At 57.1% G+C, this 23,094-nt stretch carries 20 protein-coding genes and 1 pseudogene; 15 read left to right on the top strand and 6 right to left on the bottom strand.

The genetic code is table 11. From position 1 onward, the window contains the following. Positions 1 to 16: 16 nt before the first annotated feature. Positions 17 to 343 (top strand): annotated as a pseudogene (locus tag B30_RS20835) (ATP-binding protein); the annotation flags it as partial. A gap of 163 nt (positions 344 to 506) precedes the next feature. Here the strand turns inward: B30_RS20835 and B30_RS20830 are convergent. Genes B30_RS20830 through B30_RS20820 form a run of 3 tightly spaced genes read right to left on the bottom strand, consistent with a single transcriptional unit; the run spans position 507 to position 3,032 of the window. After that, positions 507 to 1,283 (bottom strand): MetQ/NlpA family ABC transporter substrate-binding protein, encoded by a 777-nt coding sequence (locus B30_RS20830; RefSeq protein ID WP_009574240.1) that lies wholly within the window; start codon positions 1,281 to 1,283, stop codon positions 507 to 509. 23 nt (positions 1,284 to 1,306) lie between these two features. Continuing rightward, entirely contained in the window at positions 1,307 to 1,981 is a 675-nt protein-coding gene (locus B30_RS20825; RefSeq protein ID WP_009574239.1) for a methionine ABC transporter permease, read from the bottom strand. Continuing rightward, positions 1,971 to 3,032 (bottom strand): methionine ABC transporter ATP-binding protein, encoded by a 1,062-nt coding sequence (locus B30_RS20820; protein WP_009574238.1) that lies wholly within the window; start codon positions 3,030 to 3,032, stop codon positions 1,971 to 1,973. The genes B30_RS20825 and B30_RS20820 overlap by 11 nt, the downstream gene beginning before the upstream one ends. Before the next feature lie 461 nt (positions 3,033 to 3,493). Between B30_RS20820 and B30_RS20810 the strand changes: the two genes are divergently transcribed. From B30_RS20810 to B30_RS20800, 3 genes are read left to right on the top strand one after another with little or no spacing between them, the layout of a single operon-like run. Continuing rightward, a complete protein-coding gene (locus B30_RS20810) occupies positions 3,494 to 4,480 on the top strand; it encodes a TRAP transporter substrate-binding protein (protein WP_040403138.1) in 987 nt (328 codons plus the stop codon). After that, positions 4,481 to 4,987 (top strand): TRAP transporter small permease, encoded by a 507-nt coding sequence (locus B30_RS20805; RefSeq protein WP_009574235.1) that lies wholly within the window; start codon positions 4,481 to 4,483, stop codon positions 4,985 to 4,987. After that, a complete protein-coding gene (locus tag B30_RS20800; RefSeq protein ID WP_009574234.1) occupies positions 4,984 to 6,231 on the top strand; it encodes a TRAP transporter large permease in 1,248 nt (415 codons plus the stop codon). The genes B30_RS20805 and B30_RS20800 overlap by 4 nt, the downstream gene beginning before the upstream one ends. A gap of 40 nt (positions 6,232 to 6,271) precedes the next feature. Here the strand turns inward: B30_RS20800 and B30_RS20795 are convergent, their stop codons facing one another. Beyond that, entirely contained in the window at positions 6,272 to 7,594 is a 1,323-nt protein-coding gene (locus tag B30_RS20795; RefSeq protein ID WP_009574233.1) for an aspartate aminotransferase family protein, read from the bottom strand. 137 nt (positions 7,595 to 7,731) lie between these two features. Here B30_RS20795 and B30_RS20790 point away from each other — a divergent pair, with 137 nt between their 5' ends. The 4 genes from B30_RS20790 (at position 7,732) to B30_RS20775 (ending at position 12,732) form a co-directional block, all read left to right on the top strand. Continuing rightward, positions 7,732 to 8,595 carry a MurR/RpiR family transcriptional regulator gene (locus B30_RS20790; RefSeq protein ID WP_226946355.1) on the top strand — a complete coding sequence of 288 codons (864 nt, stop codon included), beginning with the start codon at positions 7,732 to 7,734 and terminating at the stop codon, positions 8,593 to 8,595. A 47-nt stretch (positions 8,596 to 8,642) separates the two neighbouring features. Continuing rightward, on the top strand, positions 8,643 to 9,608 hold the full coding sequence (locus tag B30_RS20785; RefSeq protein ID WP_009574231.1) for a TAXI family TRAP transporter solute-binding subunit: 966 nt from the start codon (positions 8,643 to 8,645) through the stop codon (positions 9,606 to 9,608). 80 nt (positions 9,609 to 9,688) lie between these two features. Further along, positions 9,689 to 12,304 carry a TRAP transporter permease gene (locus B30_RS20780; protein ID WP_009574230.1) on the top strand — a complete coding sequence of 872 codons (2,616 nt, stop codon included), beginning with the start codon at positions 9,689 to 9,691 and terminating at the stop codon, positions 12,302 to 12,304. After that, positions 12,301 to 12,732 carry a universal stress protein gene (locus tag B30_RS20775; RefSeq protein WP_009574229.1) on the top strand — a complete coding sequence of 144 codons (432 nt, stop codon included), beginning with the start codon at positions 12,301 to 12,303 and terminating at the stop codon, positions 12,730 to 12,732. Before B30_RS20780 ends, B30_RS20775 begins: the two co-directional genes overlap by 4 nt. 167 nt (positions 12,733 to 12,899) lie before the next feature. Here the strand turns inward: B30_RS20775 and B30_RS20770 are convergent, their stop codons facing one another. Both B30_RS20770 and B30_RS20765 read right to left on the bottom strand, forming a co-directional pair. Beyond that, positions 12,900 to 13,634: a response regulator transcription factor gene (locus B30_RS20770; RefSeq protein ID WP_009574228.1), complete on the bottom strand. Its 735-nt coding sequence runs from the start codon at positions 13,632 to 13,634 to the stop codon at positions 12,900 to 12,902. After that, entirely contained in the window at positions 13,631 to 15,595 is a 1,965-nt protein-coding gene (locus tag B30_RS20765) for a hybrid sensor histidine kinase/response regulator (protein WP_009574227.1), read from the bottom strand. The genes B30_RS20770 and B30_RS20765 overlap by 4 nt, the downstream gene beginning before the upstream one ends. A 160-nt stretch (positions 15,596 to 15,755) precedes the next feature. Between B30_RS20765 and B30_RS20760 the strand changes: the two genes are divergently transcribed. The 7 genes from B30_RS20760 to B30_RS20730 all read left to right on the top strand — a co-directional run bounded on the left by B30_RS20760 (position 15,756) and on the right by B30_RS20730 (position 23,050). Beyond that, positions 15,756 to 17,417 (top strand): acyl-CoA synthetase, encoded by a 1,662-nt coding sequence (locus tag B30_RS20760; protein ID WP_009574226.1) that lies wholly within the window; start codon positions 15,756 to 15,758, stop codon positions 17,415 to 17,417. A gap of 79 nt (positions 17,418 to 17,496) precedes the next feature. Continuing rightward, the gene (locus tag B30_RS20755; RefSeq protein ID WP_009574225.1) at positions 17,497 to 18,258 is read left to right on the top strand and encodes an ABC transporter ATP-binding protein; all 762 of its coding nucleotides are present in this window, start codon (positions 17,497 to 17,499) and stop codon (positions 18,256 to 18,258) included. A gap of 128 nt (positions 18,259 to 18,386) precedes the next feature. Next, on the top strand, positions 18,387 to 19,016 hold the full coding sequence (locus B30_RS20750) for an ABC transporter ATP-binding protein (protein WP_442852433.1): 630 nt from the start codon (positions 18,387 to 18,389) through the stop codon (positions 19,014 to 19,016). A gap of 25 nt (positions 19,017 to 19,041) precedes the next feature. Next, a complete protein-coding gene (locus tag B30_RS20745) occupies positions 19,042 to 20,247 on the top strand; it encodes an ABC transporter substrate-binding protein (RefSeq protein WP_009574221.1) in 1,206 nt (401 codons plus the stop codon). Positions 20,248 to 20,325: 78 nt separating this feature from the next. Beyond that, positions 20,326 to 21,216 (top strand): branched-chain amino acid ABC transporter permease, encoded by an 891-nt coding sequence (locus B30_RS20740; RefSeq protein WP_009574219.1) that lies wholly within the window; start codon positions 20,326 to 20,328, stop codon positions 21,214 to 21,216. 11 nt (positions 21,217 to 21,227) lie between these two features. Beyond that, complete coding sequence (locus tag B30_RS20735) at positions 21,228 to 22,154, top strand: branched-chain amino acid ABC transporter permease (protein WP_009574217.1); 927 nt, start codon at positions 21,228 to 21,230, stop codon at positions 22,152 to 22,154. 14 nt (positions 22,155 to 22,168) lie between these two features. Then, a complete protein-coding gene (locus tag B30_RS20730; protein WP_009574215.1) occupies positions 22,169 to 23,050 on the top strand; it encodes a 3-hydroxybutyryl-CoA dehydrogenase in 882 nt (293 codons plus the stop codon). The last annotated feature ends 44 nt before the right edge of the window (positions 23,051 to 23,094 follow it).

The raw sequence follows: 23,094 nt of genomic DNA, 5'->3' as shown, positions 1-23,094 counted from the left end.
ACACTAACGGCCATCTGACCCGAAGGATGAACGCAGGCTTCTGCGGCTTCAAAAACAGATGGTGGGTTACTAGCTGTTGATCATCGAAGCACCGGGCTTTGTGCCGTTGAGCAAAACCGGGACCGAACTTCTGTTCGAGTTGATCTTCCAACACTACGAGCGCGGCCCCACGCTGACCACAAGCAACCTGTCACTCGATGAATGGACTGTAACCTTTGATAGGAACGCCTGACTGGCGCGCTCCTCGACCGTCTGACCCACCACATCAAAGTCTTTTGAAATGAATGGCGAAAGCTACCGCCTTAGCCAGAGTATGGCGCGTCAGGAAATCCCCAAAACCTAAACCCCAATCAGCGCAGATTGGCCCTTGCGAGCCAAAGCACCTGGGCGGCCGCGCTTGTCATATAGGCGGCGATTGCCCGGATGCTGGCGCATTTTAATCTAAAGACATAGGACAAAAGCGGGCCGTACCCTTGTGGCCGAAAGCCGGGCGGCCCGCTTTTGTTTTACCAAGATGTGATCACAGCGCCGTGGTAGCTGTTGTCGATAAAGGCTTTGACCTCATCGGAATGATATGCGTCCACGAGTGTTTTGACCCAGGGCTGATCTTCGTCACCCTTGCGGACCACGATCACATTCACATAGGGGTTTTCAGCCTTTTCCATCGCGATGGCATCGTCTTTTGGGCTGAGGCCAGAGGCGATGGCATAATTGGTGTTGATGATTGCGATATCCGCATCCGCCAACGTACGCGGCAATTGCGCGGCGTCGAGTTCGAGAAACTTCAGCCCCTTGGGGTTCTCCTCGATATCAAGCGGGCTGGGCACCAGACCCGTGCCGTCGGTCAAAGTCACCAGACCCAAATCCTGCAACAGCAAAAGCGCCCGCCCGCCATTGGTCGGATCGTTCGGGATCGCCACTTTGGCACCGTCTTCGAGCGTGGCAAGATCGTCGATCTTGTCGGAATAAATCCCCATCGGGGTGGTGATGGTGGTGCCGACGACGACCAAGTCAAAGCCGCGATCTTTCATCTGGTTGTCCAGATAAGGCACGTGTTGGAACGAGTTGGCTTCGATGTCACCATCGGCCAGAGCGGTGTTCGGGATCACATAGTCGGAAAATTCGACCACATCGATATCAAGCCCCATGGGCGCGGCCACTTTGGCCACTTCTTCCATGATCTCGGCATGCTCGCCGGGGGAAACCCCGACTTTGATCTCCTCGGCCATGGTGGCCGCAGCGGCGAGGGCAAGAAGAGAGGTAAGAGTTGCAAGACGCAGCATATATTTGCTCCTTTGTTTGCGTATTATTGACCACGCCCTTTGGGCGCGCGTTTGTCCACGCGAGCAGCGATCCATTCTCCGATGGATTGCACAAGCTGGACGAGAACAATGAGGATGACGACGACAACGGCCATGACGTCCGGCATAAACCGTTGATAGCCATACCGAATGCCCAGATCGCCCAAGCCTTCGCCGCCGACGGCCCCGACCATGGCGGAATAGCCGATGAGGCTGACAACGGCGAGGGTGAGGCCAAGAGTGATGGAGGGAAGCGCCTCGGGAACCAAGACCTTGCGAATGATTTGAAACGGCGTCGCGCCCATGGCCCGCGCCGCCTCAATCAACCCGCTGTCGACTTCGCGAATGGCATTTTCCACCAGCCGCGCGATAAACGGCACGGCGGCAATGGTCAGCGGTACGATCGCCGCGGTGGTGCCGATCGAGGTGCCTGCAATGGCGCGGGTGAACGGGATGATCGCGACGACAAGAATGATGAACGGCACAGAGCGGGTGGCATTGACCACCAGCCCAAGCACTTTGTTCACCCAAGGTGCGGAGAGCAATTCTCCGCGCTGTGAAATCGCAAGGAACACCCCCAAAGGCAGGCCGAACATTGTGCCGAGAAGGGTCGAAATGGCGACCATATAGAGAGTCTGCCCAGTGGCTTCGATCAAAAGGGCGATGAGATTAGCCGACATAGCCAAGTACCTCCGTCAAAAGCCCGTGACGTTCCAGATACGCCCGCGCATCGGCGCCCTTTGCGGCATCAAGCGAGACCAAAAGATTGCCAAAGGGCCGGGTTCCGATTTCTTCCACGGCACCCGCAAGGATGTTGACCTGAAGCCCCAAGTCGCGGGTCAAAAGCGCCAGCATCGGGTCGGTCGCGTGTTTGCCCGCAAAGGTCACGCGGACCACTTCTTCGGCGGGCCCCACGGGCCGCGTGTCTTGGATTTTGTCTTTGAGAAAGGTTGGGAGCGTGACGCCCAAGACACCGGAGAGAAACGCGCGTGTGGTCGGGTGCTGGGGGGCGGTGAACACATCATATGTCGTCCCGGCCTCAACGATTTTGCCATTGTCTATCACCGCCACATGGCTGGCGATGTCGCGCACCACGGCCATTTCATGGGTGATCAACAGGATGGTCAGGCCCAGCTCGCGATTGATGTCTTTCAGCAACTCCAACACGGTTTGGGTGGTATTGGGGTCCAGGGCCGATGTGGCCTCATCAGACAGCAAAACCTTTGGTTCTGTTGCCAAAGCGCGGGCGATGCCGACGCGTTGTTTTTGACCGCCAGACAATTCTGCAGGGTAGCGATCAGCCTGTGCGGTGAGACCAACACGGTCAATCAAATCCGCCACGCGGGTTTTGATCTTTGGCTTCGGTACGCCCGCGACTTCTAACGGCAAGGCAATGTTGCCCGCCACGGTGCGCGAGGCCAACAGGTTGAAGTGTTGGAATATCATCCCGACGTCGCGCCGGATCGCCCGTAAGGCCGCCCCCTGAGCTGTGCCGACGTCCTGACCGCCGACCAAAACTTTGCCGGATGTCGGACGTTCCAACCCATTGGCCATCCTCAGGAGCGTCGATTTGCCCGCCCCAGAGCGGCCGATGATGCCAGTGATGGCACCGGCTTCGACGGTGAGGGAGACATCGTCAACTGCGGAGACAGTGCCGCCACCGGGTTTGGTGAAGGCCTTTCCGACGGTCTCAAAAACGATAGATGCGCCTTTTGGGGCTCTCTCTGACATGGTTTCGTGATCCGTATTGCGAACGCTTGATTTCTGCGCGGGTAGACATGAGCCAGCCGCAAGGTTCAAGCCGTGAAGTGCGCACAGCGCCTGTTTGCAAGGTACGGAGGCGTTGCAAAACGCAGGCGTTTGGGAAGTCGGTGGTGCCACTCGGGCAGGCCATCGGACCAGGGTTCCCTTGGCTGCCATGGCGGCGGGAGAATATTCTTCTTTGGTGGGACTTGGGGGCGGCCTGCGCTTGATCTGTCATGTGGAGGTCTTTGAGGCGAAAAACATTATCGCAGATCGCAGTGGAAATGAACCTACCGGCTTGCATTCCAAACTGGCTTCACGCCATATGCGCAATAAATCCGCATTTTGGAGATGCCTTGCGTATCTTTATGACGCTTAGCGATCTTTTCGGGATGTCTTTTGATCTCGGCACCTTTGAATGCCCTTATCGTACGTTTGGGAGGACCAACATGAAGACCTTTATCACCACTGTTGCTTTTGCGGCCACGGCTTTGATGGCACACACAGTGCCGCTTGCAGCTGAGATCAAGCCGACCACTTTGCGCTTGGCGCATGTGGTCAACGAACAGGACGCCTATCAGATCGCCGCCACCAAGTTCCAAGAGCTGGTGTCTGAGCGCTCCGACGGCGCGATCACTGTCGAGATTTTCCCCAACGCCACTTTGGGAGACGAACGCACCCTTCTCGAAGGCATGCAAATTGGCACCGTTGACATGGGCATCATCACCAACGGCCCGGTTGCGAACTTTGTCGAAGACATGGCCGTGTTTGAGTTGCCGTTCCTGTTCAAGACCCCCGAAGCCGCCTATGGCGTTCTCGATGGCGAGATCGGTCAAGAGTTGCTTGATCGTCTGTCCGAGGTGAACCTCAAAGGCTTGGCTTATGCTGAACGTGGATTTCGGAACCTGACAAATTCGCGCCGCCCGGTGCGCACCCCCGCCGATCTTGATGGCCTGCGTGTGCGTGTGATGGAAAACCCGGTCTATATCGACACCTTCCGCGCGCTTGGGGCCGACGCCACGCCGATGGCATGGACAGAGGCGCTTACCGCGATGCAGCAGGGTACGATTGATGGCCAGGAAAATCCGGTTGGTGTGGTCTATTCGTTCAAATTGAACGAAACCCAAACCAACATGACGATGACGCGCCACACCTATGCGCCTGCGGTTTTTGTCATGGGGATGCCCGCATGGGGTAAACTCTCCGGCGACGCGCAAGAGATTGTCCTGCAAGCCGCCAAAGACGCCTCCGCCTATGAACGCAAGATGAATGCCGAAGCTGAGGCGTCGCAGCTTGCAGAATTGAAAGCATCGGGCATGAATGTGATCGAAGATGCCGATCTGTCTCCCTTCTCTGCGGCGCTTGAACCTGTGTATGAAAAATATGGCCAGAAATTTGGTGACTACCTGCCGCGCATCCAAGAGGCGCTGAAGTAAATGTTGAAAGTGCTGGCGTGGATGGATCGGGGGGTGGGCGAAGCCCTTAAACCTGTCGTCTTTGCGGGAATGATTGGTCTGACCGGCGTGATCACGCTTCAAATCGTGTCACGGGTGTTTTTCACCTCCGTGGGATGGACAGAAGAGGTTGCACGTTTTCTGTTGATTTGGATCACCTTTCTTGGCGCTGCGCTGGCCTTTCAACAAGGACGGCACATTGCTGTCGCGCTTTTGCGGGACAGCCTGCCGTTGACCTTGCGCCGGATCGTGTCCGGCGCGGGGATCGTTGTGACATTTACGTTTCTTGTGACCTTGGCCGTTATCGGCTGGCGCTACATGAACATGCAAAGCTATCAAAAATCGCCGTCTTTGCGCCTGTCCATGACCTATATTTACGCGGTCATGCCCTTGGCCTCTGCGATTATGGCGGGACTGTCTCTGATCGATCTGATCCGGCTTTTGGCCGGGCAGGCACCGCGTGAAACCCGGACGGAGTTGAATGAATGAGCCTCGTTCTGGCTGGTCTTTTCGTTGTCTTTCTTGTCATGGGCATTCCGGTCGCGATTGTGATCGGCGCGGCCTCTATGACGGCGTTGAACCTGTCAGGCGTCCCGCTCATGGTGGTGCCGCAACAGATGTTTTCCGGCATCAACTCTTTCGCTTTTGTCGCCGTGCCGATGTTTATCTTGGCGGGCGATATCATGGCGCAGGGGGAAATCTCCAAACGTCTCGTCGCCTTCGCCGACAGTATGTTTGGCTTTATCAAAGGCGGCCTCTCTATCGTTTCGGTGCTTGCCGGGATGTTCTTTGCCGCCATTTCCGGCTCCGGTGCCGCGACGACAGCCGCCGTGGGCGCAAGCCTTGTGCCGGAACTGAAACGCAAGGGCTATGATCCCGCCGCCGCCGCCTCATTGATTGCCGCATCGGGCACCATCGGCGTGGTGATCCCGCCGTCCGTTCCGATGATCATCTATGCGGTGATCGCCCAGGAATCTGTGGCGAAACTGTTCCTGAATGGCTTTATCCCAGGCGTTGCCATGGGGATCGGTTTGATCGCAATCGCTCTCGTGCAGGGGCATCGCCGTGCCTATCCGCGCGGGACGCCGTTCAATCTTTCGACCATCTGGCGCACGCTTTTGTCTGCAAGTTGGGGCCTCATGGCACCTTTGCTCATTTTGGGCGGTATTTTTTCGGGGGTATTCACCCCCTCTGAGGCGGCGGTCGTGGCGGTCAACTATGCCATCATCGTTTCGCTGTTCATTTACCGCGATCTCACCTTGAAAGGCCTGTATCAGATCATGATGCGTGCGGGGGTAACCACCGCGGTCATCATGTTCGTGATCGCGGCCTCGTCGGTGCTGAGTTGGGCCTTGTCGAGTTGGCAAGTGCCTTCAGCCATCGCAGAATATGCTTTGTCGCTGTCGTCCAACCCCTATGTGCTTCTCTTGTTGATCATGGCATTGATCCTTGTCACCGGGGTGTTTTTGGAAACGGCATCGGCCCTCATTATCCTGACCCCGATGCTTTTGCCTTTGGCGATGCAATTGGGCATTGATACCGTCCATTTCGGGATCATCATCGTCGTCGGACTGGCGATTGGCATGGTCACGCCGCCGGTGGCGATCAACCTGTTCGTCGCCTCGACAACGGCCAACTTGCCGATCGAACGGATCACAAAGGCGGTTTTCCCTTACCTCATGGCTTTGATCTTCGTCTACCTGATGATTGCCTTTGTTCCATTGGTCTTGTGACGCCTGACAGAGGCGTGGGCATAGATGCGGGACTGCGCACTCATGCCAGTGCCGCATCGAATGCGATGCCCAGTTTCTCGATCAACTCGCCAATCTGATCTTCGGTCAGGATGAACGGCGGCGCCAACAGTACATGATCGCCCCGCTGCCCATCCACAGTGCCGCCCATTGGGTAACAGATCAGCCCCGCTTCGAAAGCGGCGGCTTTCACGCGCTTGTTGATGCCACGCGCAGGATCAAAAGGGGCTTTGCTGGTGCGGTCCTCGACGAGTTCCAGCCCGCGGAACATCCCGCGCCCGCGTATATCACCGATATGCGGGTGATTGCCGAAAGCATCGCGTAGAGCAATGTCGAGCTTTTCGCCCATCTGAGCCGCGCGTGCGACCATGCCTCCCTCGGTCAGCTTCGTCACCACCGCATGGCCCGCCGCACAGGCCACCGGATGGCCGATATAGGTGTGCCCATGTTGGAAAAAGCCCGATCCTTGCGCAAAGGCCGCGTGTATCCGCGCCGAACAAAGTGTCGCTCCGATCGGCTGATACCCGGCGCCAAGCCCTTTGGCGATGGTGAGGATGTCGGGGGCGACCCCGTCCTGCTCACAGGCAAAAAGCGTCCCTGTGCGGCCCATACCGCACATCACCTCATCGAGGATCAGCAACACACCATGGCGGTCGCAAATCTCGCGAATGCGTTTGAAATATCCGGGCACGGCGGGCACAGCGCCCAGCGTTGCGCCCACAACGGGTTCGGCGATAAAGGCGATGACCGTCTCTGGCCCCACCCGCAAAAGCTCTGTCTCCAACTCATCTGCGACACGCTGGCCATAGGCCTCTAAGCTTTCGTCCTCTTCCTGGCCACGATAGGCGTAACAGGGGGCAATATGGGAGGTCTCGGCCAAAAGCGGGGCGAATTGCGCTTTGCGCCAGACATTGCCGCCCACCGCCAACGCGCCCAAGGTATTGCCGTGATAGCTTTGACGGCGAGAGATAAAACGGGTCCTTTGTGGCTCACCGATCTCGACACAATACTGCCGCGCCATTTTGAGCGCGGTTTCCACCGCTTCCGAGCCACCAGAGACGAAATAGACTTTGTCGAGCCCCTCGGGCGCATGAGCGATCAGGCGCTCGGCCAAGGCTTCAGCCGGTTCAGAGGTGAAGAACCCGGTATGCGCAAAGTCGAGGCTGGCGACCTGTGTCTGAACCGCTGCAATTACATCTGGATCGGAATGCCCAAGACAGGACACCGCCGCACCGCCGGAGCCATCGAGATATTGCTTGCCGGTGTCATCATAAATATAGGCCCCATCGCCGCGTATGGCTTTCGGCGGGGTGCTGCGGGAATTGCGATAGAAAACATGCGTCATTGATGTGCTCCGAGGGCGAAAAGAGGCCAAACCGGGTCAGGCCCTTTGTAAATTTGAAACGCATCAGCCAAACATTGACAAGAGTTGAAACAATTGAAACAGTCTCGGAAAGTCTTTTTGTGGCCTTGGGGAACGCGGTGTCGGCAAGTTATCAGCAAAGATTGGCGGAATATTACGCCGAACTGAGCCCGCGTTTGCGCGAGGCCGGGGATTATCTTGTCGAAAACCCGCTTGATGTGGTCACACGCTCCCTGAGATCAATCGCACAAGAGACGCGAATCGCTCCGGCGACCTTTAGTCGTCTGGCGCGCGCCTTGGGGTTTGAAACATTTGAAACTCTGCGCGAAGCGGTGCGTGCACAATTGTCGCTTAAAGTGTCGAGCTTTGCGACACGCGCCAAGGACCTGAGAGAGGCGCCCAAAGGCGACGTCGAGGACCTGCTGATGCGCTCTCTAGAAATGACCCAAAGCAATCTCGAAGGCCTTGTGCACGGGCTCGATCAGGTTGAGCTTGCAAAGCTGATCGACGTGCTACATCACGCGCGCCGCGTGCTTATCGTTGGGGCTTTGGGATCAACGGGGATTGCCGAATATGCGGGTTACATGGCAAATTTCCTAGGAGGGAAGTGGCGACTCGCCGGGCGGATGGGGTCATCTTATGGCTCTGCGCTCAGTGACATGAACCAAAGGGATGCGATGATCGTGATCACCATGTCGCCGTCCGCACGCGTATCGGTCAATGCCGCCGAGATCGCCCGCCGCCAAGGAGTGCATGTGGCCGTGATCACGGACAGCTATGCGTGTCCCGCTTTGCGCCATACCAACACGTCTTTCATCATTACAGGGGAAACTCCGAACTTTTTTAACACTTACACGACCACGGTTTTTTTCCTTGAAGTCATTATGGCGATGCTCGCGCAAAAAGCCGGGCCGGATGTCGTGGAACGCATATCAGAGATCGAGCGCCACAATCGGGCGCTTGGAGAAGTGGTCGATCTGTGAGGCGTGAGTGCCTCGGGATGACCGGAAAATCACTAAGGGAGACACCTATGACCAAACACCTGAAACTTGGCCTTGCCGCTGCCGCGGCCTCCGCCATGATCGCAGGCTCTGCGATGGCTGAAGAGTTCGTCACCATCGGCACCGGTGGTGTGACGGGCGTGTATTATCCGACGGGCGGCGCAATCTGTCGTCTCGTCAATAAAAACCGCAAGGAAACCGGCGTGCGTTGCTCGGTCGAATCCACCGGCGGGTCGGTTTACAACGTGAATACAATCAAGGAAGGCGAGCTGGAATTCGGCGTTGCCCAATCCGACATTCAATACAACGCCTATAACGGTGTCGTGCAATTTGAGGGTGAGCCGTTCGAAGGCCTGCGCTCCGTGTTCTCCGTACACCCGGAACCCTTTACCGTTGTGGCGCGCGCCGATGCGGGGGTGAAAACCTTTGAGGATCTTAAAGGCAAACGCATGAACATCGGCAACCCAGGCTCTGGTCAGCGCGCCACCATGGAAGTGGTGATGGACAAACTTGGCTGGACCACGGATGATTTCGCCCTCGCGACTGAGCTCAAGCCTTCGGAACAATCGGCCGCGCTGTGCGACAACCAGATCGACGCCATGGTCTATACTGTGGGTCACCCGTCGGGTTCCATTCAAGAAGCCACCACCGCCTGTGACTCCGTCCTCGTCGAAGTGGCGGGGCCCGCCATCGACGAATTGGTTGCCGACAACCCGTACTATCGCGTGGCGACCATGCCGGGCGGCATGTATCGCGGCAACGATGAAGACGTGAAAACCTTTGGTGTCGGCGCGACCATCGTGACCTCTGCGGATGTCTCCGAGGATGCGGTTTATGCTGTGGTTTCTGCCGTTTTCGACAATTTCGAAGACTTCAAGGGTTTGCACCCGGCCTTCGCCAACCTGAAGCCGGAAGAGATGATCAAAGACGGTCTCTCCGCTCCGCTGCATCCGGGCGCAATCAAATACTACAAAGAAAAAGGCTGGATGGAATAATCGGCCAAACATTTCAGGGGCGGCGCATCAGTGCCGCCCTTTTCCCATAAAAACACAACAGGGACGGTGGGGTATACAGAATGACAGACACTGAAAAACGTGCATTGAACGAAGACGAGCTTCAGGAACTGGTTGCGGCCTCCGACAGTGGCGCCCGCAATGTGGCGGGAACATTGGGCAAGGCGATCGCGGCAGTGGCGCTGTTGTGGTCGGTTTTCCAGGTGCTTCTGGCCTCCCCGATCGGTCTCAAGGTCCTGCCCGGTGACATGATCAACAACGCGCGGCAAATTCACCTTGCCTTTGCGATCTTCCTCTCTGCCATGTCCTATCCGCTGTTCAAATCGGCATCGAAAACCTCTGTGCCGTGGTATGACTGGATTTTGGGGCTCGGCGGGGCATTTCTCGCCATGTATGGCTATTTCTTCTACGCGAAGATCGTCGGAAACGGCGGGCTTGCGGATACGAGCGACTCCTATTTCGCCCTCGCGGGCCTCACCTTTTTGTTCATCGCGGCCTATCGCACACTCGGCCCGGTGATGGTGATCCTCGCCATTGTGTTTTTGGGCTATGTCTTTTTCGGCGCCTCAGAGGTTGTTCCGGATCAGATCCGCTGGGCGGGCGCGTCGCTGCGCAAAGCGATGTCTCATATGTGGATCACGACCGAAGGCGTGTTCGGTATCGCGCTCAACGTCTCGACCCAGTTCGTGTTCCTCTTTGTCCTCTTCGGTGCCCTGCTCGATAAGGCCGGTGCCGGGAATTATTTCATCAAAATGGCCTTTGGCGCCCTTGGCCACCTGCGCGGTGGTCCGGCGAAGGCGGCCGTGGTCGGCTCCGCTGCAACGGGGCTGATTTCGGGCTCCTCCATCGCCAACGTGGTCACGACCGGCACGTTTACCATCCCGCTGATGAAACGCGTGGGGTTCTCTGCAGAAAAGGCTGGCTCCGTTGAGGTCGCTTCTTCGGTCAACGGTCAAATCATGCCCCCGGTGATGGGGGCTGCGGCCTTTCTCATGGTGGAATATGTCGGCATTTCCTATTTCGAGGTCATCAAACACGCCTTTCTTCCCGCCATCATCTCTTACATCGCGCTGGTTTACATCGTTCACCTCGAAGCGGTGAAAAACAACATGCCGACCATCGGCAACAAGGTCGTATCACTGTGGCGTACGGTCATGGGGATGTTCCTGTTTTTCGCGGGCTTTGGCGGGCTGTGCTATGCCACGCAATTCCCCGTGCGCCTGATCACCTCCATGGTGCCCGAGGGCAGTGGCTGGGTTCTCGCTGTGCTGATCGGTCTGGTTTATATTGGCCTCATCAAACTTGCCGCCAATACCGACGAGCTTGAGATCGACGACCCCAATGCTGAAGTGATGGAACTTCCTGATGTGGCAAAGCTGTGGAAGGCGGGTCTTTATTATTTGTTGCCGATTGTCGTCTTGGTCTATTTTCTGATGATCGAACGCAAATCTCCGGGACTGTCGGCATTTTGGGCGACTTTCCTTTTGTTCTTCATCCTGCTGACACAAAAGCCGCTCAAAGCGATGTTCCGTGGTGAAAACGATGCTGTGTCCCGCATAAAAGAGGGGCTGTTCGATCTGGTCGATGGCATGATCGACGGGGCCCGCAACATGATCGGGATTGGCCTTGCGACCGCGACCGCTGGCATCATTGTTGGCACCGTCTCGTTGACGGGCATCGGTCAAGTGATGGCGGATTTCGTCGAATTCCTCTCGGGGGGTAATCTGATCCTGATGCTGCTCTTCGTGGCGATCCTGTCGCTGATCCTTGGGATGGGTTTGCCGACCACGGCGAACTATATCGTGGTCTCCTCGCTCATGGTGTCCGTGGTTGTCGAGCTTGGCGCGCAATCGGGTCTCATCGTGCCGCTGATCGCCGTGCACCTGTTTGTGTTCTACTTCGGGATTATGGCGGATGTGACGCCCCCTGTGGGGCTTGCGAGTTTTGCAGCCGCCGCCGTGTCAGGCGGGGATGCAATCCGCACGGGGTTCACCGCCTTTTTCTACAGCCTGCGGACGGTCGCTCTGCCGTTTGTGTTCATCTTCAACACCGATCTTCTGTTGATTGATGTGACCCTGGTCCAGGGCATCGTCGTCTTTATCATCGCGACCATTGGCATTCTGGTGTTCACCGCCGCGACGATGGGGTTTTACATCACCAAGTCGCGGATCTGGGAAACGGCGGCTCTTTTGGTTGTGGCTTTTGCCCTATTCCGTCCGGGCTTCTTCATGGACATGATCCAACCGCCGTTCCATGAGACCGCCCCCACGGCCGTGGCTCAGGCGCTCGAAGAGGCCCCCGCCGGATCACAGATGCGTATCGTGGTGAAGGGACCGGATTTCGATACGCTTGAGGAAAAGGAAACGCACCTTGCCCTCACTGTACCGGATGTCGACGGCGGTGACGCGCGTCTTGCGGCGCTCGGGCTGATCTTCACGGTCGATGGGGAGCGCATGATCATGGACGAGCCAATGTTTGGGACGCCTCTGGCCGAACAACTGTCGAGCTTTGATTTCTATGGGGATGAGCCAGTGCAGATCACGAATGTTCAGGCCCCCGCCAAGCAGCTCCGCAAAGAGTTGATGTTCATTCCAGCGCTCATTCTCTTGGGCCTCGTGACCGTTCTGCAACGACGCCGGGCGGCCTCCAAACGCGAATTCGAAGGAGAACCCGCATGATCCAGACCATTCTCTGTGCCGTTGATGTGAACCGCGTCAAAGATGAGGTGAAAGTCTTGCAAGCCGCCGCGCGTCTGGCCGCCGCCGAAGGGGCGCAGCTTGATGTGATCACCGTTCTGCCCGATTATGGCATGAGTTGGGTCGGCGGATATTTCGACGAGCAACACACGAAAGACGCGCGCGACAAGGTGAAACAGGCCCTGCGTAATCTGGTGGAAGAGGCGCTCGGACCAGAGGTCAACGCGAAAGTGCGCCATCTGGTGGCGGTTGGCACGGCCTACCATGAAATCCTTGAAACGGCAAAAAAGGACAGTGCCGACCTGATCGTCCTTGGTGCACATCGACCGGATCTCAAAGACTACCTCTTGGGGCCGAATGCGGCCCGCGTTGTGCGGCACTCCAAATGTTCGGTTTTCGTTGTCCGCTGAAGGACGCCGAACATGTAAATCCCTGGCCTGCTTCGGAGACGGGGCAGGCCATTTTGTGTGAGCTGTTCCTGAAAGTTTGGACACGGGCATAAGCTGCGCCCCGTGGTCTGCCGATCTGCGCCAGATGACGTGGTCTGTTGAAACGGCCCGGCACATTCTGGTTGGTGTTAAGATGCGTCCAATGTGAGTGTCGTGGGCCATTCCACGGGCGCGACAAACACATATCCGGCCCCATAGATCGTGCGGATGATTTCGTGGGGATTGTCGCCATGTTTCAATTTGCGACGCAACCGGGAGACCCGAACGTCGACGCTGCGATCAAAGTTTTCCAGACGATCCCCTGCCGTCAAATTCAACAGCGCTTCCCGGCTTAAAATCCGACCCGTTGCTTGCACAAAAAGGCGCAGCAATGTGTTTTCTGCCGTGCTCAAATGAATTTCTCCCCCGCTCTCCGAAACCAAAAGAGAGGAGGAAAAATAGGCCGTCCATCCGGCGAACTTGGCAATATCCTGTGCGCCTTCGGGGGCGGGGGCGTGGCTTTGACTGCGTCGAAGAACGGCCCGCACACGCGCGACAAGTTCTCGCGGCTCGAAGGGTTTGACAATATAGTCATCCGCCCCCAATTCGAGGCCGACAATCCGGTCCATGATATCGCCTCTGCCACTGACAATGATGATTGGCGTACCGCTTTGGCCGATGTCTTCGCGGATCAGGGTCAGCCCATCTGCGTCGGGCAAGCCCAAATCCACCAGAAAGACGTCAGGCTGGGCCAGTTTGAGCGCGCTAAGCAAGGCCACGCGGGAGCGAAACCAGTCGACTTTGAACCCATTGTTAACCAAAACCCGGTCAATGACGGCGGCGACGCCCGGATCATCTTCGAGCAGATAGACGGTTTTGCTCATGTGTCCTCCTCTTTGATGCTCAGCACCTGTTTGATCGACTGTTGCAAGAGCGTGCGATCAAAGGGTTTGCGCAAAATGGGCAGTTTGACACCAAGACAGCTTTGGTCCGGCGGCGTGGCTTGTCCGGTCATCAGTAAAATGCCAACGCGGCTGTGGTTTTTGAAGACCTCGCAGGCCAGATCGAGACCGGAGATACCGCCCGGCATGGCAATGTCGCTGATCAACAGGCGAATTTCAGAGATGTGTTTCAACAAATCCAGTGCGTCGCGGGCATTGGCGGCTTCGATCACGGGATATCCTTCGTCGACAAGTTGTCGACGCAGAACCCGCCGCACATCCGCGTCATCGTCAACCAGCAAGGTCACGGGCCTTTCTTGCGCGGCCAAAAGCTGGGCTCCGGGACTTTCGCCGGCGTCAGGCTCCGGCAGATCAGCATCATCCACCGCAGGAATAAGGATGGTGAAGGTGCTGCCCTGACCGCGCTCGCTTTCGACACGAATGGCGCCATTGGATTGTTTGACAAACATATAGACCATGGACAGCCCAAGCCCGTATCCGGCACCGTCATCCTTGGACGTGTAAAACGGCTCGAAAATTCGCTCGCGGCTGTCCTCTGTCATGCCTTCACCATTATCAATCACTTGAAGCCGTAGGAAATGCCCGCTGGCCAGTCGGTCCGGCTCGGCCTCAATCGGAGATAAAAACACAACGTCCTGACGCAGTTCGATCATGCCGCAGTCCCCGATGGCGTCGCGGGCGTTCACCGCAAGATTGAACAGCGCCATTTCAAGCTGTGCCAAATCCACAAAGACCAAAGGCAGATCCGTCGCACTTTTGGCGGAAATTTCAATGGTTTCGGGAATGGTGGGGCGCAACAGTTTGACCAGCCCATCCAATATGTCATCTGTCCTGACGGGCTGTGGATCAATCGGCTGTTTGCGTGCCAAAGACAACAGACGCCGCGTCAGATCAGAGCCGCGCCGGGCGGCGGCGATGGCCGGGGCTAAAAATTCCTCGTTCAGCTCTGTTTGATCCAACCGATCCGCCAAGGGCGTGAGATTGCCCAAGATGACCGTCAGCAAATTGTTGAAATCATGCGAAATGCCGCTTGAGAGACGTCCGAGCGCATCCATCTTTTGACTTTGCAACAGTGCGGCATTGGCGGCCTTTTGCCGGGTCATGTCGATCGACAACAGGAAGAAGCCGATCACTTCGCCGCGCGACGGTTGCTCGGGCCGCAGGAATGTCCTGATTTCTTTGTCGCGACCATCAGGCAGGCGAACGGTCATGGCAAAATCCACCGCTGCGCCGCGCCGCGTTTGTTCAAAGAAATGGTTGGATTTGCCAAGGGTCTCAGGCGTAAGAATGGCGCTACAGGGTTTGCCGATGAAATCCTCGGGCCGCAACCCATAGGCGCGTGCAAACCGGGTGTTCACATAGGAGAACCGCATGTTTTTATCGACATGGGCAATCCCTGCGGAGACTTCGTTGGCAATGATGTTGAGGCGATTTTCGCTCAGTTGCAGCGCGGCGGTGCGTTCATGGACGCGCCGGGCCAGATCGGTTTCGCGCTGATTTTGCTCGGTGATGTTGGAATAGACCGCCGCAACCCCGCCGCCGAGCAAGGGAGCGGCGCTAAATCGGATGGCCCGACCGTCGGGCAATTCACAATTGATACAGTGGCTTTCACCTTTGCTCGCGGCTTCGATATTGGTCCGCACCCTGGCCAAAACGGTGCTCAGGGGCGCGTCCTGTGGGCTTAAAGCATGGTTGAACAAAGCCTTGTGCGGCGTACCCGCCTGAAGTGTGACATCCCCCAAGCCAATGAAGTCCTGAAATTTTCTGTTCCACGATACCAGTCGCAATTGCGCATCAAAGACGCCCAGGCCCTCTGACACATGGTCAAGAGCGGCCTGTGTCAGGCTGTCGTGAGGGGGGTGCTTGGCCCATGTCGTTGTCACAATTCACCTCTGATCCAGTCGCGTTTGCACAAATGTTTGCGCGATTTCTTATGTCTTCGAAAGACCAACTCGTGCCACTGTTACAATTCGTATCAATTCAGAAATCTTTCGGAAAACTTAAGAAGATAGTGAAACCGAAATCGCGTTTTGGAGGAGACCGATGGTGAAATCCCATAATATCTATGATCAAGGCCTGGACATGACCGCCGCGAATTTTACGCAGTTGTCACCGCTAAGCTTTATTGAACGAACGGCCGCCATTTATCCCAAGAAGACTGCGGTCATTTATAATGATCTGCATCGCACCTGGGAAGAGACCTATCTGCGCTGTTGCAAATTCGCGTCTGCATTGACCAAGCGGGGCATTGAGAAAGGCGACACGGTTTCCATTATCGCTGCCAATATTCCCGAAATGTTCGAAGCGCATTTTAGCGTTCCGATGACAGGTGCGGTGTTGAATGCGATCAACACCCGCCTTGATGCCGAAGCCATCGCGTTCATCCTTAATCATGCCGAAGCCAAGGTTGTGATCGTCGATCCCGAATTTTCCGAAGTCATGGAGCGCGCGTTGCACATGGCGGGGGGCGACATCTTGGTCATCGACATCGAAGACTCAAGCTTTGAGGGCGGCAAAAAAATCGGTGCGTTGACCTATGACGCGTTTCTGGCCGAAGGCGATGAAAACGATGACTGGTCTTTGCCGGGTAGCGAATGGGACGCCATCAGCCTGAATTATACGTCTGGCACGACGGGCAATCCCAAGGGCGTGGTCTATCATCACCGGGGCGCCTATCTGAACGCGCTGTCCAACATCAACACATGGGATATGCCGCGCCACTTCACCTATCTTTGGACCTTGCCGATGTTCCATTGCAATGGCTGGTGTTTCCCATGGTCGGTCGCGGCCCATGCGGGAACGTCGGTCTGTTTGCGCGCCGTGCGCGACAGTACGGTCTATGAGCTGATCAAATCGCAAAAGGTGACGCATTTCTGTGGGGCTGCGATTGTTTTGGGCCTTTTGGGCAACGCCCCCGACGAGATGAAAGCGGGCATTGAGCATGAGGTCAAAGTGTTGACCGGCGGTGCCCCACCCCCCGCAATCGTGATCGAGAAAATGGAAAGCGCCGGCTTTGACGTGACCCATGGCTATGGCCTGACCGAAACCTACGGCGCCTCTGTGTTCTGTTCGTGGCATTCTGAATGGGACGCTCTGCCGCTGTCCGAACGGGCCCGGATCAAAGCGCGGCAAGGCGTTAAAAACATGGCGCTTGACGATCTGATGGTCGCAGAGCCGGACACGATGGTGCCCGTTCCAAGCGATGGTGAAACCGTCGGCGAAGTGTTTGTGCGCGGCAACAACGTGATGAAGGGATATTTGAAAAACATCTCGGCCACTGACGCCGCGTTCCGTGGCGGTTGGTTTGCCTCTGGCGATCTCGCCGTGCGCCATCCCGATGGCTATATCGAGATCAAAGACCGCTCGAAGGACATCATCATCTCTGGCGGCGAAAACATATCGTCGATCGAGGTCGAGGATGTGCTGTACAAACATCCCTCCGTCATGTTGGCCGCCGTTGTTGCCAAGCCGGATGAGAAATGGGGCGAAACTCCCTGTGCCTTTATCGAATTGAAGGCGGGTGCAACCACGACCGAAGCCGAGATTATCGAATTTTGCCGTGCCAATATGGCACGCTTCAAGGCGGTCAAAACGGTGGTCTTTGCCACTTTGCCCAAGACCTCTACCGGCAAAATCCAAAAATTCGTCCTGCGGGATCAAGCCCGCGCAATGGCTCAGGCAGAGGCCGAAGGCGTCTCTGTGTAAGACACGATCCGAAAACGGATCAGCGGGCGGGGGAGACCCTCGCCTGCGCAAAACAAGCCAGATCAAGGGAGGATCGCAGATGAATGCATCGGGAGATTTCATTCTGCAAACGCAGAAGCTGACCAAAGGCTTTCTGGGCTTTATTGCCGTGGACTCGGTGGACCTGAATGTCGAACGCCATACGATCCATGCGCTGATCGGCCCGAATGGCGCTGGAAAAACCACTGTCTTCAATCTACTGACAAAATTTTTGACGCCCAGCAGTGGCACGATCCTGCTGGATGGCGAGGACATCACAGCGGCGCGGCCCACCCAGATCGCGCGCAGGGGCGTGATCCGGTCGTTTCAGATTTCGGCGGTGTTTCCGCATTTGACTGTGCGTGAAAACGTGCGCGTCGCGCTTCAGCGCCAACTTGGCACGTCCTTTCATTTTTGGCGCGCGGAAAGCTCTTTGAACGTCCTCAATGAGCGCGCCGAGGAGCTGTTGGATTTGGTCGGACTGTTGCGGTTTGCCAATGATGAGGTGGCCGACATGTCCTATGGCCGCAAACGTGCGCTTGAGATTGCCACGACGCTGGCGATGGAACCGAAACTGATGCTGTTGGACGAACCGACCCAAGGCATGGGCCGCGAAGATGTGGACCGGATCACCGAGTTGATCCGCCGCGTCGCCAAAGGCCGCACGATTTTGATGGTGGAACACAATCTTGGGGTCGTCTCGACCCTATGTGACCGCGTCACGGTGCTTCAGCGCGGTGCGATTTTGACCGAAGGCGCCTATGCCGAGGTCTCGTCCGACCCTCGGGTCAAAGAAGCCTACATGGGGAAATCGGCAGCATGAGCGCGGCAGAAAAATACAGCGCCGGGATCGAGATTGGTGGCGAACACAGCAGCGAAAAGATCGAAGATCTGCGCATCACCGACCTGCATGCGTTTTATGGCGAAAGCCACGCGCTGCACGGGATCGACATGACGGTCTATCAAGGCGAGCTCGTCACTTTGCTTGGGCGCAACGGCGCTGGGCGCACCACCACGCTGCGCGCGGTGATGGGGTTGATCGAGTCTCGGTCCGGCTCGATCATGTTGAAGGGCAAAGAGGTGATCAAGGCCAGTGCGCATGAAATCGCGCGGCTGGGTGTTGGCTATTGCCCGGAGGAACGCGGCATTTTCGCGAGCCTTTCGGTGGAAGAAAACCTGTTGTTGCCGCCGCATGTTGCCCCCGGTGGCATGAGTGTCGAGGAACTCTACGAGATTTTCCCGAACCTTGCCGAACGGCGCACCAGCCCCGGCATGCGCTTGTCGGGTGGTGAACAACAGATGCTGGCGATGGCGCGCATTCTGCGCACGGGTGCGACGCTGTTGTTGCTCGATGAAATCACCGAAGGGCTGGCCCCGGTGATCGTCGATAAGCTCGGTGATGTGCTGACGATGCTCAAAGAGCGCGGCTTTACCATCGTGCTGGTCGAGCAAAATTTCCAATTCGCGGCCCCCTTGGCCGACCGACATTTCATCATGGACCACGGGCATATCGTCGACTGTGTCCTGCAAAGCGAGCTGAAAGAAAAACAAGCCGTCTTTGATGAATATTTGAGTGTTTGACACGTTTCAAAAGGGAGGAGACCCAATGAAATTTCTGAAAAACTTTATGGTGGGCGTATCTGTGCTGGCTCTGAGTGCGGGAGCGGCGCAGGCCGAAATCAGCGATGGCGTCGTGAAAATCGGCGTGTTGACCGATATGTCGGGCACCTATTCCGACGTGGCGGGTCCTGGCACCGTGACCGCCGCGGAAATGGCGATCGAAGATTTCGGTGGCACAGTTGCGGGCGCGCCGATCGAAGTGGTGTCCGCCGATCACCAAAATAAAGCCGATGTTGCCGCCAATAAAGCGCGCGAATGGGGCGACACCCAACAGGTTGACGCCTTTGCCGAACTGGTGACCACATCGGTTGCCATGGCCGTGTTCGAAGTCGCCAAACAGCAAAACAAAATTGCACTGGTCTCGGGGGCGGCCTCGTCGCCGCTGACCAATGACGCCTGCATTCCAAGCGGCCTGCACTGGACCTATAACACCCGCGCTCTGGCCGTTGGCACCGGTTCCGCGATTGTTAAAGAGGGCGGCGATAGCTGGTATTTTCTGACGGCGGATTACGCCTTTGGCGAATCCTTGCAACGCGATGTGACGGCCGTGGTCGAAGCGGGCGGCGGCAAAGTTTTGGGCGCGTCCAAGCATCCGTTCCCGGCATCCGATTTCTCGTCCTTTGTGCTTCAGGCACAGGCCTCTGGCGCCAAGATCATTGGCCTTGCCAATGCGGGCGGCGATACGATCAACGCGATCAAAGCCGCCAACGAATTCGGCATCGTCAGCGCAGGACAAAAAATCGCCGGGCTTTTGGTGTTCCTCTCCGACGTCCATGCGCTTGGGCTTGAGACGGCGCAGGGTCTGTTGATGACCGCCAGCTTTTACTGGGATTTGAACGACGAAACCCGCGCGTGGTCGCAGCGGTTCTATGAGCGCACGGGCAAGATGCCCACTGGCGTTCAGGCCGGGGTCTATTCCTCGGTCACGCATTACCTCAAAGCCATCGAGGCCACGGGAACGGACGATACCGATACGGTTGTGGCCAAAATGCGCGAGATGCCGGTGGACGACTTTTTCGCTCAAAACGGTGTGCTGCGTTCCGATGGGCGGATGGTGCACGACATGTATCTCGCCGAGGTCAAATCCCCCGAAGAGTCCACGGGTCCGTGGGACTATTTGAAGATCGTGCGCGTCATCCCCGGTGAAGAGGCTTATGGCCCGCTGTCCGAAAGCACCTGCCCGACGAAATAAGCCATAGAATAAGACCCACTTCCCCGCCGGAGCCACGGTTCTGGCGGGGGTTACGCATCAAAGAAATGGGATCACTCAATGTTTTCCGACCTGCTGGGCATCGCGCCCCAAGTCCTGTTTGGCCAGCTGTTGCTGGGCCTGATCAACGGGTCGTTCTATGCCGTTTTGTCCTTGGGTCTGGCGGTGATTTTCGGGCTGCTGAACATCGTGAATTTCGCGCATGGCGCGCTGTATATGTTGGGTGCCTTTGCCGCTTGGTTGCTTGGGAAATACCTGCATATCGACTACTGGGGCGCGCTGATACTTGCGCCGCTGATCGTCGGGTTTATCGGCGTGGTGCTTGACCGATTTTTGCTGCGCCGTTTGGCGGGCGTTGATCACCTCTATGGCTTGCTCTTGACCTTTGGCTTGGCGATGTTGATCGAAGGCCTGTTCGTCAAAATGTTCGGCGCCTCAGGACAGCCTTTCGCCGCTCCAAAAGCCCTCAATGGGGGGGTGAACCTCGGGTTCATGTTCTTGCCCTATTACCGCGCTTGGGTGGTTGTCGCCTCTTTGGTGGTCTGTGCAGTCACCTGGTATGTGTTTGAACGCACCAAAATCGGTGCCTATCTGCGCGCGGGCACAGAAAACCCTAAACTGTTGCAGGCCTTCGGCGTTAACGTGCCGCTTCTGACCACACTGGCCTATGGCTATGGCGTTGCTTTGGCAGCCTTTGCCGGGGTGCTGGCCGCTCCGATCACGCAGGTCAATCCCTTGATGGGATCGAACCTGATCATCGTGGTCTTTGCCGTGGTGGTGATCGGCGGGATGGGGTCCATCATGGGGGCCATCGTCACCGGCCTGTCCATGGGCGTGGTCGAGGGGCTGACCAAAGTGTTCTGGCCCGAAGCGTCCTCCACAATCATTTTCATCGTGATGGCCATCGTGCTTGTCCTGCGCCCTGCCGGACTGTTCGGCCGCACCAACTGAAAGCTGGGAACATGAAGAAATATTTGGCTTACGCACTCCTTCTCACCCTGTTGCTGGTCGCGCCGCTGCTGTTTTATCCGGTGCTGTTGATGAAGGTGCTGTGCTTTGCGCTGTTCGCCAGTGCCTTCAACCTGATCCTCGGCTATGGCGGTCTGCTCAGCTTTGGTCATGCGGCGTTTTTTGGCGGCGCGGCCTATGTCACAGGTCACGCGATCAAAGTCTGGGGTCTGCCGACCGAACTTGGCATTCTGACTGGCACCGCTGCGGCCATGGTCCTTGGGCTTTTGGTGGGCGTTTTGGCGATCCGCCGTCAGGGCATCTATTTCGCAATGATCACCCTGGCCTTGGCGCAGATGGTCTATTTCGTCTTTATCCGCTCTGGCTTCACCGGCGGTGAAAACGGCCTGCAAGGCATTCCGCGCGGCACGTTTTTGGGGCTCGTCGATTTGAGCAACGACCGCGCGATGTACTATTTCGTGCTGGGGGTCTGCCTCCTTGGCTTTGGCGTGATTGCCCGCGCGGTGCATTCGCCTTTCGGTCAAGTGCTGCGCGCAATCCGCGACAATGAACCCCGCGCCACATCGCTTGGCTATAACATCGACCGCTACAAACTTTTGGCCTTTGTGATTTCCGCCACGATTGCTGGGCTTGCAGGCGCGACCAAATCGGTGGTGTTCCAATTGGCCTCTTTGACCGACGCGCATTGGCACATGTCAGGCGAGGTGGTGTTGATGACGCTCTTGGGCGGGTTGGGTACGATTTTCGGCCCTGCCGTTGGCGCAAGCCTCATCGTGACGCTGCAAAACACGCTGTCCTCTGGTCCCCTTGGGGCCTGGGTCACCGTGATCATGGGGCTGATCTTTATCATTTGCGTCTTGGCGTTCCGCAAAGGGATCGTCGGCGAGCTTCAGGCCGCTTTGCGTAAGTCCTTCAACTAAAAGGTATACCTCATATGACGACCACGATCAGATCCACAGGGGTCATTGGCGCCGGGCAGATGGGCAACGGGATTGCCCAAGTCATGGCGCAGGCCGGAATGGATGTTGTTCTGAGCGACATCAGCGCCGATGCGTTGAGCACGGCAATGGCGTTGATCCGTCGCAATCTGGACCGTCAGGTCGAGCGCGAAAAGATCACAGCCGATGATCGAGATCAGGCCCTTGCGCGGATTTCGACCACGCATGATATGGCGCGGGTGGGGGCCACGGATCTGGTGATTGAAGCCGCCACGGAAAACGAAGCCCTCAAGCTGCGCATCTTCGAAGATCTGATGCCGCACTTGCAGGAGCACACGTTTCTAACGACGAACACCTCGTCGATTTCGGTGACCCGGCTCGCCTCGGCCACGGATCGGCCAGATCGGTTCATGGGCATTCATTTCATGAATCCGGTGCCGGTGATGAAACTGGTTGAATTGATCCGGGGCCTGTCCACCAGCAACGAGACCTTTGACACCATCAATGAGGTCGTCAGACGGATCGGGAAAACCGCCGCCGTGGCGGAGGATTACCCGGCCTTTATCGTCAATCGTATTCTGGTCCCGATGATCAACGAGGCGGTCTATACGTTGTTCGAAGGTGTTGGCTGTGTCTCCTCAATTGACCAGGCGATGAAACTCGGGGCCAACCATCCGATGGGGCCGCTTGAGCTGGGCGATTTCATCGGCCTCGACACCTGTCTGGCGGTGATGAATGTGCTCTATCACGGCCTGTCGGATAGCAAATATCGCCCATGCCCGCTGTTGGTGAAATACGTCGAGGCCGGGTGGACCGGCCGCAAAGCCGGCCGCGGTTTTTATGATTATAGCACGGTGCCTCCCACACCGACCCGCTAACACAAGGAGCGTAAAAATGAAGGTTTTGGTACCAGTCAAACGCG

Origin of the sequence: Celeribacter baekdonensis B30, assembly GCF_000299875.1 — a bacterium.
Lineage (GTDB): Bacteria > Pseudomonadota > Alphaproteobacteria > Rhodobacterales > Rhodobacteraceae > Celeribacter > Celeribacter baekdonensis_A.
Note: the sequence above shows the minus strand (reverse complement) of the source record. Positions and strands in the feature narration are given on the sequence as shown.